At 36.3% G+C, this 13,490-nt stretch carries 11 protein-coding genes; 4 read left to right on the top strand and 7 right to left on the bottom strand.

The genetic code is table 11. The features are described 5' to 3' along the window. Positions 1-23: 23 nt before the first annotated feature. From Q0947_RS00885 to Q0947_RS00875, 3 genes are all read left to right on the top strand, one after another. Positions 24-557, top strand: coding sequence for a sigma-70 family RNA polymerase sigma factor (locus Q0947_RS00885; RefSeq protein ID WP_299390292.1), 534 nt, complete (start codon positions 24-26; stop codon positions 555-557). A 1-nt stretch (position 558) separates the two neighbouring features. Continuing rightward, positions 559-1,380, top strand: a complete 822-nt coding sequence (locus Q0947_RS00880; RefSeq protein WP_299390289.1) for an anti-sigma factor — start codon at positions 559-561, stop codon at positions 1,378-1,380. 158 nt (positions 1,381-1,538) lie between these two features. Further along, the gene (locus tag Q0947_RS00875; protein ID WP_299390286.1) at positions 1,539-3,002 is read left to right on the top strand and encodes a potassium/proton antiporter; all 1,464 of its coding nucleotides are present in this window, start codon (positions 1,539-1,541) and stop codon (positions 3,000-3,002) included. Positions 3,003-4,256: 1,254 nt separating this feature from the next. On the opposite strand, the gene Q0947_RS00870 is transcribed toward Q0947_RS00875, so the two are convergent. The 4 genes from Q0947_RS00870 to Q0947_RS00855 all read right to left on the bottom strand — a co-directional run bounded on the left by Q0947_RS00870 (position 4,257) and on the right by Q0947_RS00855 (position 9,094). Then, positions 4,257-6,491: a TonB-dependent receptor plug domain-containing protein gene (locus Q0947_RS00870; RefSeq protein WP_299390283.1), complete on the bottom strand. Its 2,235-nt coding sequence runs from the start codon at positions 6,489-6,491 to the stop codon at positions 4,257-4,259. Between the two features lie 12 nt (positions 6,492-6,503). After that, positions 6,504-7,793 (bottom strand): cell surface protein, encoded by a 1,290-nt coding sequence (locus tag Q0947_RS00865; protein WP_299390280.1) that lies wholly within the window; start codon positions 7,791-7,793, stop codon positions 6,504-6,506. 82 nt (positions 7,794-7,875) lie between these two features. Further along, positions 7,876-8,424, bottom strand: coding sequence for a DUF4331 family protein (locus Q0947_RS00860; protein ID WP_299390277.1), 549 nt, complete (start codon positions 8,422-8,424; stop codon positions 7,876-7,878). A 19-nt stretch (positions 8,425-8,443) separates the two neighbouring features. Next, the gene (locus tag Q0947_RS00855; protein WP_299390274.1) at positions 8,444-9,094 is read right to left on the bottom strand and encodes a DUF4331 family protein; all 651 of its coding nucleotides are present in this window, start codon (positions 9,092-9,094) and stop codon (positions 8,444-8,446) included. 146 nt (positions 9,095-9,240) lie between these two features. Between Q0947_RS00855 and Q0947_RS00850 the strand changes: the two genes are divergently transcribed. Beyond that, on the top strand, positions 9,241-10,413 hold the full coding sequence (locus Q0947_RS00850; RefSeq protein WP_299390270.1) for an LETM1-related biofilm-associated protein: 1,173 nt from the start codon (positions 9,241-9,243) through the stop codon (positions 10,411-10,413). Here Q0947_RS00850 and Q0947_RS00845 read toward each other — a convergent pair whose 3' ends face one another. The 3 genes from Q0947_RS00845 to Q0947_RS00835 form a co-directional block, all read right to left on the bottom strand. Beyond that, positions 10,414-11,169, bottom strand: a complete 756-nt coding sequence (locus Q0947_RS00845) for a LytTR family DNA-binding domain-containing protein (protein WP_299390266.1) — start codon at positions 11,167-11,169, stop codon at positions 10,414-10,416. A gap of 63 nt (positions 11,170-11,232) precedes the next feature. Further along, on the bottom strand, positions 11,233-11,556 hold the full coding sequence (locus Q0947_RS00840) for a 2TM domain-containing protein (RefSeq protein WP_366915480.1): 324 nt from the start codon (positions 11,554-11,556) through the stop codon (positions 11,233-11,235). Continuing rightward, positions 11,547-12,866: a histidine kinase gene (locus Q0947_RS00835; protein WP_299390262.1), complete on the bottom strand. Its 1,320-nt coding sequence runs from the start codon at positions 12,864-12,866 to the stop codon at positions 11,547-11,549. Before Q0947_RS00835 ends, Q0947_RS00840 begins: the two co-directional genes overlap by 10 nt. Positions 12,867-13,490 lie beyond the last annotated feature (624 nt).

Genomic DNA, 13,490 nt, shown 5'->3' with positions numbered 1-13,490 from the left:
AGTCATTCCTAAAACAATACTTTATGCAGCAATTAGAATTATTGATCTCAAAATTCCAACAAAAAGACGTCAAAGCTTTTGAGGAACTTTACAACATGTATAGCAAAAGCATGCATGGCGTTATCTACAACATTGTGAGAGATCATGATATTGCTGAAGAATTGATGCAGGATGTGTTTATAAAAGCCTGGAACAATGCCGCTAGCTATTCGGCAGAAAAGGGTCGATTCTTCACTTGGATCCTGAACATTTCCAGAAATGCGGCGATAGACAAAACACGGTCTAAAGCCTTTAAAAATTCTAAAAAAAACCTAGATGCCGAATATTTCGTAGATATTCTGGCCCACGGTGATAGTTTGGATGATCAAACTGACGCCATTGGGATTAAAAAATTTGTGAGTCAACTTGCTAAAAAGTGCATAGAGGTTATTGAACTGCTTTACTTTAAAGGTTATACCCAAAAAGAAGCTTCAGAAACACTTGACATGCCTATTGGCACAATTAAAACACGGAACAGAAATTGCATAAACGAATTAAGAACTATTGTACTTCAATAATATGGACATAACCGCTTACATAGCATCTGGAATTTTAGAATTGTACGTTGCTGGCGCCCTTTCGGATCAAGAAAACAAAGAGGTGTACCGATTGATGCAACAACATCCGGAGATACAGAAGGAAGTAGAACAGATTGAGGCTGCCATCAAAAAACTAACTGCTGCTGCAGCTCCGAATACCACTGCTGATTTATTTGAACCTATTAAAACAAAGGTTCAAAACCAATCTAAAAACCTAGAGTCGGAACCAAAAGTGATTTCTATAGTGAAACCTAAATACGACTGGTTAACCTATACAGGCTGGGCTGCTGCCTTTATTATTGGCGCAGGATTGCTTTGGACATTAAATCAAAATAACGATCTCGAGTCCAATTTGACCACTGCCGAAATAGAAAAGGCATATTTGGAAGAACAAATTGCCAATGCGAAAACAGATCTTGCTGCGTCAAAAAATTTGTTGAACTTTTTACGTGACAAAGATATTATCTCAATACCGTTGGGTGGACAGGGTGAATTTGCAAACACTTATGCTAAAGTGTATTGGAACAAAAATGACAATAGTATTTATCTAGATGCCCAAGGCTTGCCTGATGCGCCTGCTGGGAAAGTGTATCAAGTATGGTCTTTAAAATTGAATCCGTTAACACCTACGAGTTTAGGTACTATTGACGATTTCAATACTGATGACAACAAAATATTTGCCATTGCCAACGCTCACGAAAGTGAAGCCTTTGGGATCACTTTAGAGCCTGAAGGCGGTAGTGAAGCACCTACCATGGAGCAGTTATATACCTTAGGAGTTGTGGTAGCTGCGGCACCATGATAAGACCTTAAACTTATATCTTTAAGCACTAACATTTGTTGGTGCTTTTTTTATTACGTAACTTATTAATATCATAATAAACCATTCCTATAATCACTCTCAAATTTTTGAAAAAAAAAAAGTATCTTCGCTTGAATCCATAAAAAAAAGATAAGCGCATGCAATTAACCATTGAAAACATTTTATTAGTTGGTTCGTTATTACTTTTAATCAGCGTTGTTGTCGGAAAAACATCCTATAAATTTGGCGTACCAACATTAATTTTGTTTTTGGCTATTGGTATGTTGGCAGGCTCAGATGGTATTGGCGGCATTCGTTTTGACAATCCTAAAATCGCTCAACTTATTGGCATCGTTTCACTAAATTTCATCTTATTTTCTGGTGGATTGGACACCAACTGGAGCTCTATAAAACCAGTGCTAAGGGAAGGAATTATGCTCTCCACTCTCGGGGTTTTGTTAACCGCAGTTTCCTTAGGAACCTTTGTATTTTATGTTACCGACTTCACGATTTATGAAAGCTTGCTATTAGGATCTATCGTGTCTTCTACTGATGCAGCAGCGGTATTCTCCATTTTACGTTCTAAAAATCTCGCCTTAAAAACAAACCTCAGGCCAACATTAGAATTGGAAAGTGGTAGTAATGATCCCATGGCGTATGTGCTGACGATTGCCTTTTTAACTTTAGTCATTAATCAAGACCAAGATCTTGTATCGATAATCCCGATGTTTCTACAACAAATGATTGTGGGAACTGCCGGAGGATTCGGATTTGGTGTGGCGAGCAAATTTATAATCAACAGAATTAAACTTGACTTTGAAGGGCTCTACCCTGTTTTGGTCATTGCGCTTATGTTCATGACTTTTTCAGCTACGGATTTTGTGGGTGGAAACGGATTTCTTGCCATTTATATTTGTGCCGTTTATTTAGGAAATCAAGACATCATCCATAAAAAAACCATCTTAAAGATGTTTGATGGATTAGCATGGTTGATGCAAATTGTACTCTTCCTTACCTTAGGATTGTTAGTGTTTCCTTCACAAATTGTGCCTTATATTGGCATTGGCATGCTGATTTCATTATTTCTCATTTTCATTGCTCGCCCTGTTGGTGTCTTTATCAGTTTAGTGTTTTTCAAAATGAAATTAAGACGCCGTTTCTATATTTCTTGGGTAGGATTGCGAGGCGCCGTACCAATTGTATTTGCGACGTATCCACTCTTAGCAGGAATTGAAAAAGCAAATATTATTTTCAGTATCGTCTTTTTTATCTCTGTGACGTCAATTTTGATTCAAGGCACCACTTTGTCCATTTTAGCAAAATGGCTCAATGTTGGATTGCCTGAAAAATCGAAAATCATTAATGAGGTAGACCAATTGCTTTTAGAATTACCAAAATCGTCACTACAGGAATTCTCGATTTCACCCGATTTTTTCGCAGTCAATAAGCGTATTGTAGATTTGAATTTCCCAAGATCGGCGTTCATCATCATGATTAAACGCGACAATCAGTTTATCCGCCCAGGCGGCTCCACTGAGATAAAAGCAGGCGACACTTTAATGGTTCTGGCTGATGATCAACAAGAATATATTAAAGTTCATGAATCGTTGAAATATAAATAAATTTATGATTTTATATATAAAAATAATATGTGTTCCGATAGACACTCTTCTTTGATAAAACATAATCTGGTCAGGCAAATTTTAAATGACTTTTAATTCACGTATTAAAAATCAGAGATCGCTTAATCAAAAGTTTGCAAAACAAGCAATTATTCCTTCATATTTCGCACAATTCGACTTGGATCAAATCAACCTAAACCCCACTATTCAGCGAAATATAATTTACTTTGAAATCAAATTGAAATTCGATATTGAATCACTATTGAGACGTTTGTTAAGAACTTGTTTACAATGTTTATAAAATTGACTTTCACCTTCAGACCCTTTAGTCTAATTTTACCAAATAAGAAAAGCACCCATTTGGATGCTTTTATTTCATTTTCAATGAGGGTTTTAGATGGTCCCATTAGCCATAATTAAAATCGAGTTTAACATACTCAACTCAAAATGTAATCTTTTATAAGTCTCTAGCAACAAATTTAGAGGAGAAAGGAAATAGTATTCGTTTCATAAGCTTATAGCTAAACCCAAAAGGTTACAATTTAAAACGTAAATGTTACAGCATTGGCGTTTTTTTATATAAGTTTTTAATACTACACAAATTTAAGCCATATCTATCTATTTTAATACCTATGTCCAATAAAATATTACTAGTATATTAACAAACTCAATAAAACAGAATGCACTTAGTTATAACATCAAAAAATGTACTACTAATCAGTGTTATTGTGTTTTAACCATCATCTACTACAATTAAACATCTTTGGTTATTAACAAAACTATTAAATCACTTCTTAAAAATTTCAACAGAAATTCTTCTTTTTTTTTAAAATTCCCTTTTGTCCATTATGTCCAAATTTAAGTTGCACCTATCAATCTTAATTGGATTTCTTACGTGGGAAAGGAGGGTTCTTAATTCTTCAATAAAAAAATTGCCACCACCAACTAAAGAATAATACTCAATCCTATCCTCAATATTGAAAATCTTCATCATCCAATATCTTACAAATACACTTTCAAATATTTGAATTATAATAATTCTTAAATGACCTACCTGTTGGCCATAAATCACCCAACATACTCCAAAGCTTTAAATTAGGAAAGCACCTAACCCTATCTCTACGGCCAAGTGCTTTCCACTAACAAAAAACTCTAAAAAACTACCACAACTCACGTGGTCTCTTTACAAAATGAACTCTATTCATTTGTGCAAGTCTTAATGTCTTAACCACATCAGACTTAAAATCGTATTATTTAAAAGGTATAGGCAATAGTGCCTTTAATAAAAAATGGTGTTCCAGGTGTAAAATGAATTTCTTCTATCGCTTGCGCTTCATTTTGAAGTTTTGATTCCGTGGCAAACTGGGTTTCATTCCAGGCCACATCAAATAGATTTTCAATAGCAAATCCTATCGTGATACTATCAAACTTGTAATTGGCATTCATATCCGTAATAAAATAACCTTTCGCCACTATAGAATTATCTTCATTTGCAGGTCGGTCATCTATAAATCGGTAACGCAAACCTCCAGAAAAACCGTTCCATTCGTTAAGGGATAAGCCTCCTGCCATAGTAAAGTTTGGCGCCAGCGGAATGTAATTTTGGCCTTTAGGATCTTCTGTACTTCTTGCGTGGGTCAGTGTCATATCAGTATCTAAAAACAGATAATCACTCAATTGATAACGAAATCCAAAATCCAAGCCGTAACGTTCTGTTTTGCCACTAGGCTCTACAATTCCAGCATCGCCCACATAGACGAACTCTTGTTCCAAAAACAAATACCATAGCGTAGTGTTTACAACTAAGTTTGGAAATGGTTTCCAAATATCGCCTAAGTCCACACCATAGGCTCGTGGCAATATCTGTTTACCCTGATTGGCGACAACAACCCGAGTGTCATTGCTATGAAAGCCAATGCCCGACTTTAAAAAGACTTGATAGTTATCTTTTACATCCCAGTAAAAATTCAACTTCGGACTCACTATGGCCTTAGTTTCTGAAAGATTTTGGTATTCTGTTTGCAATTGATCTTGGTATAGAAATTTAAAATAATCCAAACGTAAGGCTGGGGCAATTCTGAATTTCCCTAATTCAAATTCGGCATTTATAAAGGCATTCACGTTCGTTTCATTTAAATCGCCCAATTGCAGGTGTTCTAAAATCGTGCTTCTGTTTAAGGTGTGCGATAACTCAATACCATCTACCCTATCGTTTCTGAAGCCTAAACCTGAGGTTAACGTCAATGGCGTGTTTCCTAAATTGGTATCGTGCATTAGTGACGTATTCAAGCCGAATATGTTTCGATCTTCCTTTTGTTTAATTTGATCACCGTTAATAGGATCTTCTAAAAAGAAGGTGAAATTAGAATACAGTAAAAATGCGTAATGCGAATAATAGGCGTTGGTTTTAAACGTTGTTTTATTGGATAAGCGCTTGCTGAGTTGCACATTTAAATTGGTGCGTTCCGTTTCGCCACCTTCAGTAGCGTCAATGGCTCCAAATCTTGAAATCATTCCACTATCAACAGCACGCTGCGGTATTTGCCCGGAAGCATCCCACCCACTTGTAAAATGCGACGCTGTTAAGGATAGCTTATCATTATTGGGAGAAAACACCACATACTTCCCAAAAATGTTGATCCGATCAAAGTTTTGAGGGGATTCGTAAGGTCCATCATTCGCTAAATATTCGGCTGCGATATAGGCATTTTGATTTGTCGTAGTTTCCAATAGATTGAATAAACCTAAGGTCCGCAAACTACTAAACTGTCCTGCAGTGACGGATACTGAACTTTCTTTCAAAACATCTCGCGTTGAAAAATCGACATAACCCGCAGTGGCAAAATCGCCATGCTTCGCAGAATAGGGGCCTTTTCCAAAATCAATCTTATTGACGGTTTCTGGGATTAGGAAATGCAAATCGCTATACCCTTGTCCGTGGGCATGAGAAACCATATTTACTGGCATCCCGTCTACTGAAATGGAAATATCCGTACCATGATCAATATCAAAACCTCTCAAAAATATTTGCTCTGCCTTACCGCCACCGGCATGCTGACCGATAATCAAACCTGGAATTTTCCGCAAGGCTTCCTGGGAGGAATTCAGGGGATTGGTATTCAAATCTAAACGACTGATTGTACTTACCGGATTCAGCTCTTCTGTAAGCACCATCTCATCCAACTGAAATGCCTTTTCTTGAAGAATTGTGGTGATTGACTGTGAAAAGTTGGAATCGTTCATAGCAATAATTCTAGTTTCGTAGCCTAACAGTCCTATTTTTAGACTGTCACCTACCCTATTGTTTTCGATAATAAACACACCGTTTTCCGACGTGTGGGCATGACTTTTACTGTTAATATTATATACGTAAGCGGCTTCTAAGGGTTGGTTTTGTTGATCAGTAATCTTACCTTTTATTTGTTGGGAATGCGCCAGAGCGATACCACCCAACACCGCAAACAATGTTGTTAAATTTACAAGTTTCATAGGGGTCCACTTTTATAGTTGGCTTACTTTTTCTGCCATTATCGGTCCCAATTCATATGCGCTTGCCATGAGATCTGGCTTGAGTTCCTTTACTTTTTCTAAATTACCGGAAGCCTTTAATATTTCAGCACTATGGTATAACGCCTTAGGTTCCGAAGTATGTCCTAATACATTGTTCTTAGTCAATTGTAATGCTTCTTGCAATTGTCCGTTTTTAAAATAAGACCAAGCCAATAAATCATAGGAATGTGGCGTTGGACGATTTTCGATTTCTGTTTTTGCAATGGCAATGGCCTCCAGCAAATTATGATTCTCCTGGGTGTACAATTGCACGTTATATTGATTGTACATGGCACCGTAAGCAGTGTTTTTAACGGCATTTTGATAGAGGGCCAATTGTTCATTCTTAGCAAGCATATCTCCCTTAAATTCAAAAATTTGAGATTTTAGCAGATAATAATCGGGAGCTTGATAATCTTTCATCACTGAATTTAAAATACGTAAAGCTTCATCCGCATTTTTCTCGTGGGAATAAACAATCCATGCAATGCCTTTTTTAGCATAAGCATCATTTGGATCAAGTTCCAATGCTTTTAAAAAATGATTGTAAGAATCTTCAATTCTACCGGCATGTCCGTAAAAGTCGGCCAAGTTGGTATAAGACCATTGTTTGACACCATCCATATTGGATGCTTCGGCAATTGCTTTTGCCTTCTCCATATAGGTAATGGCAGCATTCAAATTGCCCTGATGGTCACTCCATTTTGATAGTCGGATCAGATAATCGAAATCAGACATGTTTTCAAATTTTTCCAAATAAGATTTTGCCTGTTGATAATTGCCTAATTCCAAATGCACATCAAACAACATTTTTTGAGTGCCGACAAGATTATCACCATTCATTTCAGCTTTGTTTAATAATTGCAAAGCTTCCTTAAATTTATGTTGTGATATGTAATTGGCCGCTAAGCTTTTCATTGGGCCAGAAACACTGTAGTTGCTAGATTGATTCAGTTGAACTAAATGTGCTTCGGCTGATTTTAAGTAATCGATATTTCCAGTTGTAGCAAATAAAGCCGACTGTGAATTTGCAATCTGACTTGCATAAGAATATGGATTATGAGCCTCTGCAGATTTTGCAGTCCAAAAATCGTAGTCTTTTTGCGCATCCATCATCGTTTTGTTTTCTGCAATATTCAGATAATCATTATAATCTGAAACATTGCTAACTTTATTTGGAGATGTGCTACAACTACTTAGGGTCACCAAAGTAAAAAGTGATAAGATATAGTGTGGATTCATGAGTTTGAGTTTTTGAGTTTTTGTTATGAGTATTGTAAAATAACCCTGAACTAACGTGAGTGCGAATTCAGGGATTATATAATTACATGTGAGGCGCAGCCAAGTAAGGGAATGAATTAGAGAATGGTTTATCATTCGCACTTACATTATCACTCGTTACAGCACCATTATCGCCACCTGTTGGGCCACCAAAAATCAGGAGTAATTCTGTGTCAATCACATCATCAGCTAATGCACGACCTGTTAAGACATTCGTACCGTCAAAAAATGTAGTTTTTCCATCTAAGGAAACCGTCAAAACATCAGTAGCCAGCGCACCGGTAAAAGTTGCAGCATCCATGCCTAATGCATTTGTAGTATATCCAGAATTTAAAGCAAGTAATCTACTTTGAAATGAAGCTTGAAAAGCAGCATTTTGTTTAGAAGGCACCGTTGTATTAAAAGCATCTTTGTTCCCAGTTGTTACAAATACCGTGTTAATCGCTGGCCTTGCCATTTGATCTTCTTGGACGTAGTTGCCTGAAAAGTCAGGTCCTGAGTTATCCATCGCGTCGTCGTCATTACTACAGTTATATGCAGTTAATGATACCAATACTGCTAGTGCAGCAATTTTTATGTTATTGAATTTCATAATATAAGTTTTTTAGAGTTTATTGTTTTCTTTTTGATTCTATCCATGTGTTGATATTTCCACTACCACCAATCATTGATTTTGGCACTTCTACCACAATTGATAACACATTTGTACCTTTAAATTTGTCTGTTCCTGGGTTATTAAAACCACTCGCATTACCAGCTAAAATTGCGGTATATTGATCAAAGTCAAAAAAGAAGGGATCATCACGTGGGCCAGCAAAAAAGCTCATGCCTGCATTAGTCGCTACCATAGCATTTGAACCCGCTGGTGTAATGTCTACACTAGACATTGTCCCTGAGGTGCGTACCGTACTACTCATTCCTGTTTGCCCGGGAGCAACTGGACCAAAGAAATACATTTTGCCATCTTTAGGAATAGCTTGGATGACTAAATCTTCAATCGCATCACCATTGGTGTCAATATTAATTTCCAACATGGTGTTTTCATCAAATTTTGCCTTTTGAGTTGCCGTAGGAGATAAAAGTCCCTGAATGTTGGCTACAAAAACAATATTGTTAGTGTTCTGCCCTTGAAAGGCATAGAAATCGGTGATGTCATTTGTACCACCTGTAACTGCTGGCGCATCAATATGATCTGCCGCAATTGCGAAGAAGCCCGTTACCGCGATAACTGCTGCTCCTAATAAAAGTTTTGATTTTTTCATAATAATGAGATTTTTGTTAATTATTAATGTCTCTGTGCATACCTACGGAAAATTAAAGAGGCCGGTTTTGTTAAAGTTTTGTTAACATAAAAAACTGCGCAAATTTATTTTTAAAAGTATCTTTGCAGTCTAATTGAATAGCGACTATGAATCCCTCTGCCTCTGGTTGGATTAAAAAATTACTGAAGGAAGTTTCTGTAGATGAAACTTTTCTGAACAATACTCTTGAAAGCTTTTATCAGGAACTTAAGCAGTGTGGATTTATTTATGGTAGTAATGTGGACGTTGTCAGCAATGCTATTCCCAAGAAAGACCTGACCGACGAAGAATTGTGTAAAGTCAATTTAATACTGGCGTTTTTCTATTTTTATAAGCGAAACCCCTCCGAAGAAAAATTCATAGACACGGTTATCAATTTCTATAGTGCCATTACTGTCAGTAAAACTTCCGTTTTTCAATCCCTGTTAATCAAAAAGAAATCTGCGGCGCTATTGGAAGACCTTATTGAGAAACGCGTACATATTGATGACAACGTGTTTACCAAGAATTTCAATTATTTCATTACCAATGCCCTTTTATTTGTAGATGTCTTAGCGTATCAGAAATATTTGGACACTAACACCGTTTCAGACAAATATCTACAAGACATTGAAACGTCTATTGAGACTATTGTCATAGAAGTTTTTGAATCGAAACTGCAAAAGAGTAAGTATGACGACAGTTTAACCAAGCTCTTTAAATTATCAAGACGCTACCATTCCAACGGCCCTTTAGATTATGGTGAAGCCATCGCCACGCTCAAGACCTCTTTAGAAAAACGGTATATCATTGATATTGCCTGCATGGCATCCTGGACAGATAATGTGATTGACAAGAGTGAGAACCTGTTTTTAGCTCAATTTTGTGAACATCTAGATCTGGAATTAGCGGTATTAACGCAGTCTATTGTGGATATTGACCTTTTTTATAGCTCAAATAAAAGTAAAATTGCTGCCTTAGGATCTAAAAATTTTGTGCAGAGTTTTTATGACAACTCGAGCAAGATGGTCATGAAGCTGATTAGCAGAAACAGCAAAAGACTTTTACAGGAATTAAAAGAGAGTAAAGAATTGATGGTGCTTTTAACCAAGTCCACCACACGCGAACTCACAGCGGCTGAACATAAAAAAGTTCAAGAACAATTGATGGACATCTTTAAATCGATACCAAGTTTAGCCATCTTTATGTTGCCAGGAGGTGCGCTTTTACTGCCTTTATTTATCAAGTTTATCCCGAAATTACTCCCTTCAGCATTTGATGAGAATAGGATTGATGAATAACTATTCCAACCAATCCTTAAAATCTTTTACGCGCTCTCTGGCCACGATAACCTCTTGCTCATCATAGGTGTTTAATTTTATTTGAAGGCGCGAGTTGGTGTAACTGATCATATCCCTTATCGCTTCAATATTAACATAAAACTTTCTACTAACCCTAAAGAAGCTTTGAGGTTCCAAGTCCGGTTCCAACTGTTCTAAAGTCACATCTAAAAGATAATTCCGACCATCATTTGTGTAGGCATAAGTACCTTTATTTTCACTATAAAAACATTCAATATCTTCAGTAGCAATCAATTTGAGATGCTGCCCCACCTTAACCGAAAATCGCTTTTTATACGAGCGATCTATCGGATTCACCAACATTTTTCGAATGTCATTAAAATCTAGCACCACCTGATTTTTCGCAGGCAAACGCTGTTTATATTTAGTTACCGCGTTGGCCAATTCATCCTCATCAATCGGTTTCAATAAATAATCGATACTGTTCAGTTTAAACGCTTGTAAGGCATAAGCATCGAAAGCCGTAGTGAAAATGACCGCAGAATTGATTTCCAAAGCTTCAAAAATCTCAAAAGACAAGCCATCACTCAACTGAATATCCAAGAATATCAAATCTGGATGCGGATGTTCTAAAAACCACGCAATAGATTCTTCAACGGAATGCAACATGGTATGCGCTTCAAGATCCAGATTTCCTAACATCCGTTGCAACCGTCTTGCTGATGGTTTTTCATCTTCTATAATAATGACGTCCATGCTTATTTAGTATTAAGTATTAGGTAATGAGTTGTGAGATATCTTAGATCTTTTTTATGGGCATTATTCCCATTTACTTTTGCGTTCCTTTTCCATAAGCTCCTTAATTTTCCGTTCTTCCCAGTCTTTACCCAGTATAATATATGGCATAAAAACGGACAATCCGTGGGCTAAAAGTCCGATGCCCCAGAAAAACAGTGTGGTAAAATTCTGCCATTTAAAATAGCTTTCTCCGGAATCCAATTGCTGGAAGTTTAAGATGACAATCATTATATTGATCACTATATATACCAAGAAATGTGTATAAAATCCGGTGATTTGTTTGACCCGTTTTTTAGCTCGTTCGTAACGTTCCTTTTCAAAATAATTAGGTTCCATTAGTTCCATGTTTTTGAGTTTTGTTCTTTCTCTAAGATTTCATTAATTTTTCGTTCTTGCCAATTTTTTCCGAAGCCGAATACACCAAAGGCATGAAAGATGATTCCCATCCCCCATCCCAACATTGGGAACCAAAACCATTGAAAATTCCATGAGGTTTTATAGTTGATGAAAATTAAAAATGGGATGACGACACAATAGGATACTAGATTGCCAAAGAATCCTTTAATAGCTTCTACTCTTTTTTTTGCGCGGTAGTAGGCGTCTTGTTCATTGTATAAAAATCTTGTTTCCATGTGTGATGTTTGTTTAGTTAAAATGGGTATTTTCACTTTAAAGTCTGTTGCTGATTCGTCAATCAACACGTACCGTTTGGTGAGGATACCATATCTATTGACAATATTTTGAAGGCCTACCCCTTTTCTGGTTTGAAGCACTCCTTTTTTTTGTAAATTATTTCGTACAACCAGGAGGTTATCTTCAACTGAAATGGTAATGTTCAACGGTTTAGATTCGCTTACCGTGTTATGTTTAATGGTGTTTTCTAAAAGCAATTGCAAGGATAAAGGCACCACCTTGGCATCTTCATTATTAAAATGTTCTGGCATTTCAAAATTGATGCTGTTTTCAAAACGCATTTTTAACAGATTCATATAGGTCTTTGCAAATTCCAATTCTTCTGCGACAGTTACCAATTCCTTGTCCTTTTGCTCTAGAACGTAGCGGTATATTTTTGACAGGGAAACGGTAAAGCGCTGCGCATTAACCGGATTTTCTTCTATTAATGAGGTCAGCACATTCAAACTGTTGAATAAAAAATGTGGATCAATCTGATTTTTTAGACTCTCAAATTGGGCGCTGGCCGTATTGGCTATGACTTTTTGTTCTTTTATCTTGGTTTGCTGATAGCGAATATAAAAATACACTACGTGAAAAATAATTACGATAGTCAGTGTAATCCACAATCCAAAACTATATTTACCCCAAGTTTGGGTTTGTATGAAATCGGAAAAAGAAGACCCGCGATAAATCACGTATTGCAATCCGTTTAATAGGACAAGGCCTATCATAGTAATGATCACAGAGCCTATTAGTCCGATACCTATCCTTTTAAAACGCTCCTCGCCCCTCCAACTTAACTTTTCAAGGTATGCGAAGAAATAATAATTGGAATAACCCAATAAGAAACCGTACAGTTGGTAGAAACTAAAACTCTGTAAAAATTCTGTAAAGCTTTCAAATTGAAAACCATCATAAAGCACATTCCCAAAAACAAAAACTGCACAACCGATAAAAAAAGTAAGGAGGATGTTTTTCATGAGATATTCTTAAAAAGGCTTCGAAATACTGGTTTAAAATTAGGAAAAAGTTTTTCGAATTTATAATGCTTAAAAATTCGAGTGGTTTGCTCTACAGATTTTTGTTTGAATCCTCAAAATTCAAATCAACATGCTGTTCCCCTCTACTCATTGTACTGAAGAGAGTAAATGGTGCTTTTTCTAAAGTTAACCGACGACTATCGAAGTGTGCTGAAGCCACTCCGGTAATAAAACTTACGATGATAATGATAAGATGATTCATAAGGATATGTGTTTATGATGATGCCAACAAATATCCCTGAGTATGACCTATTTAAATAATTAAGATCACCCAGTTGTTGAATAACAAGGCTGAACTGTCAATTCAAAGCACCATGCCTCTAATAAAACCATTTTTTTTACCACTACAGCTCTCCGATTGGCGAATTAAAGCAAAACGACTTAGAGAACAATACTGTTTTAGCACCATAACATCTCAAAAATCTGAATTTAAATCTAAAATATTATAGACTTCATAATAATTTAAGAATCTCACCGTATTTTATGGCAATTTATAATTAAAAAAAGTATATTGTTGTATCTGTATCAAGTTAAAACAGAACAAGCTTAACCTATGACTGACCA

The sequence above is a fragment of the uncultured Gelidibacter sp. genome (genome assembly GCF_947500795.1).
In the GTDB taxonomy this organism is placed as follows: domain Bacteria; phylum Bacteroidota; class Bacteroidia; order Flavobacteriales; family Flavobacteriaceae; genus Gelidibacter.
This window is presented reverse-complemented; position numbering and strand designations above follow the sequence as displayed.

Coding starts and splice junctions, on each gene's coding strand:
- Q0947_RS00885 (WP_299390292.1), top strand. CDS start 24: ATGCAGCAATTAGAATTATTGATCTCAAAATTCCAACAAAAAGACGTC.
- Q0947_RS00880 (WP_299390289.1), top strand. CDS start 559: ATGGACATAACCGCTTACATAGCATCTGGAATTTTAGAATTGTACGTT.
- Q0947_RS00875 (WP_299390286.1), top strand. CDS start 1,539: ATGCAATTAACCATTGAAAACATTTTATTAGTTGGTTCGTTATTACTT.
- Q0947_RS00870 (WP_299390283.1), bottom strand. CDS start 6,491: ATGAAACTTGTAAATTTAACAACATTGTTTGCGGTGTTGGGTGGTATC.
- Q0947_RS00865 (WP_299390280.1), bottom strand. CDS start 7,793: ATGAATCCACACTATATCTTATCACTTTTTACTTTGGTGACCCTAAGT.
- Q0947_RS00860 (WP_299390277.1), bottom strand. CDS start 8,424: ATGAAATTCAATAACATAAAAATTGCTGCACTAGCAGTATTGGTATCA.
- Q0947_RS00855 (WP_299390274.1), bottom strand. CDS start 9,094: ATGAAAAAATCAAAACTTTTATTAGGAGCAGCAGTTATCGCGGTAACG.
- Q0947_RS00850 (WP_299390270.1), top strand. CDS start 9,241: ATGAATCCCTCTGCCTCTGGTTGGATTAAAAAATTACTGAAGGAAGTT.
- Q0947_RS00845 (WP_299390266.1), bottom strand. CDS start 11,169: ATGGACGTCATTATTATAGAAGATGAAAAACCATCAGCAAGACGGTTG.
- Q0947_RS00840 (WP_366915480.1), bottom strand. CDS start 11,556: ATGGAACTAATGGAACCTAATTATTTTGAAAAGGAACGTTACGAACGA.
- Q0947_RS00835 (WP_299390262.1), bottom strand. CDS start 12,866: ATGAAAAACATCCTCCTTACTTTTTTTATCGGTTGTGCAGTTTTTGTT.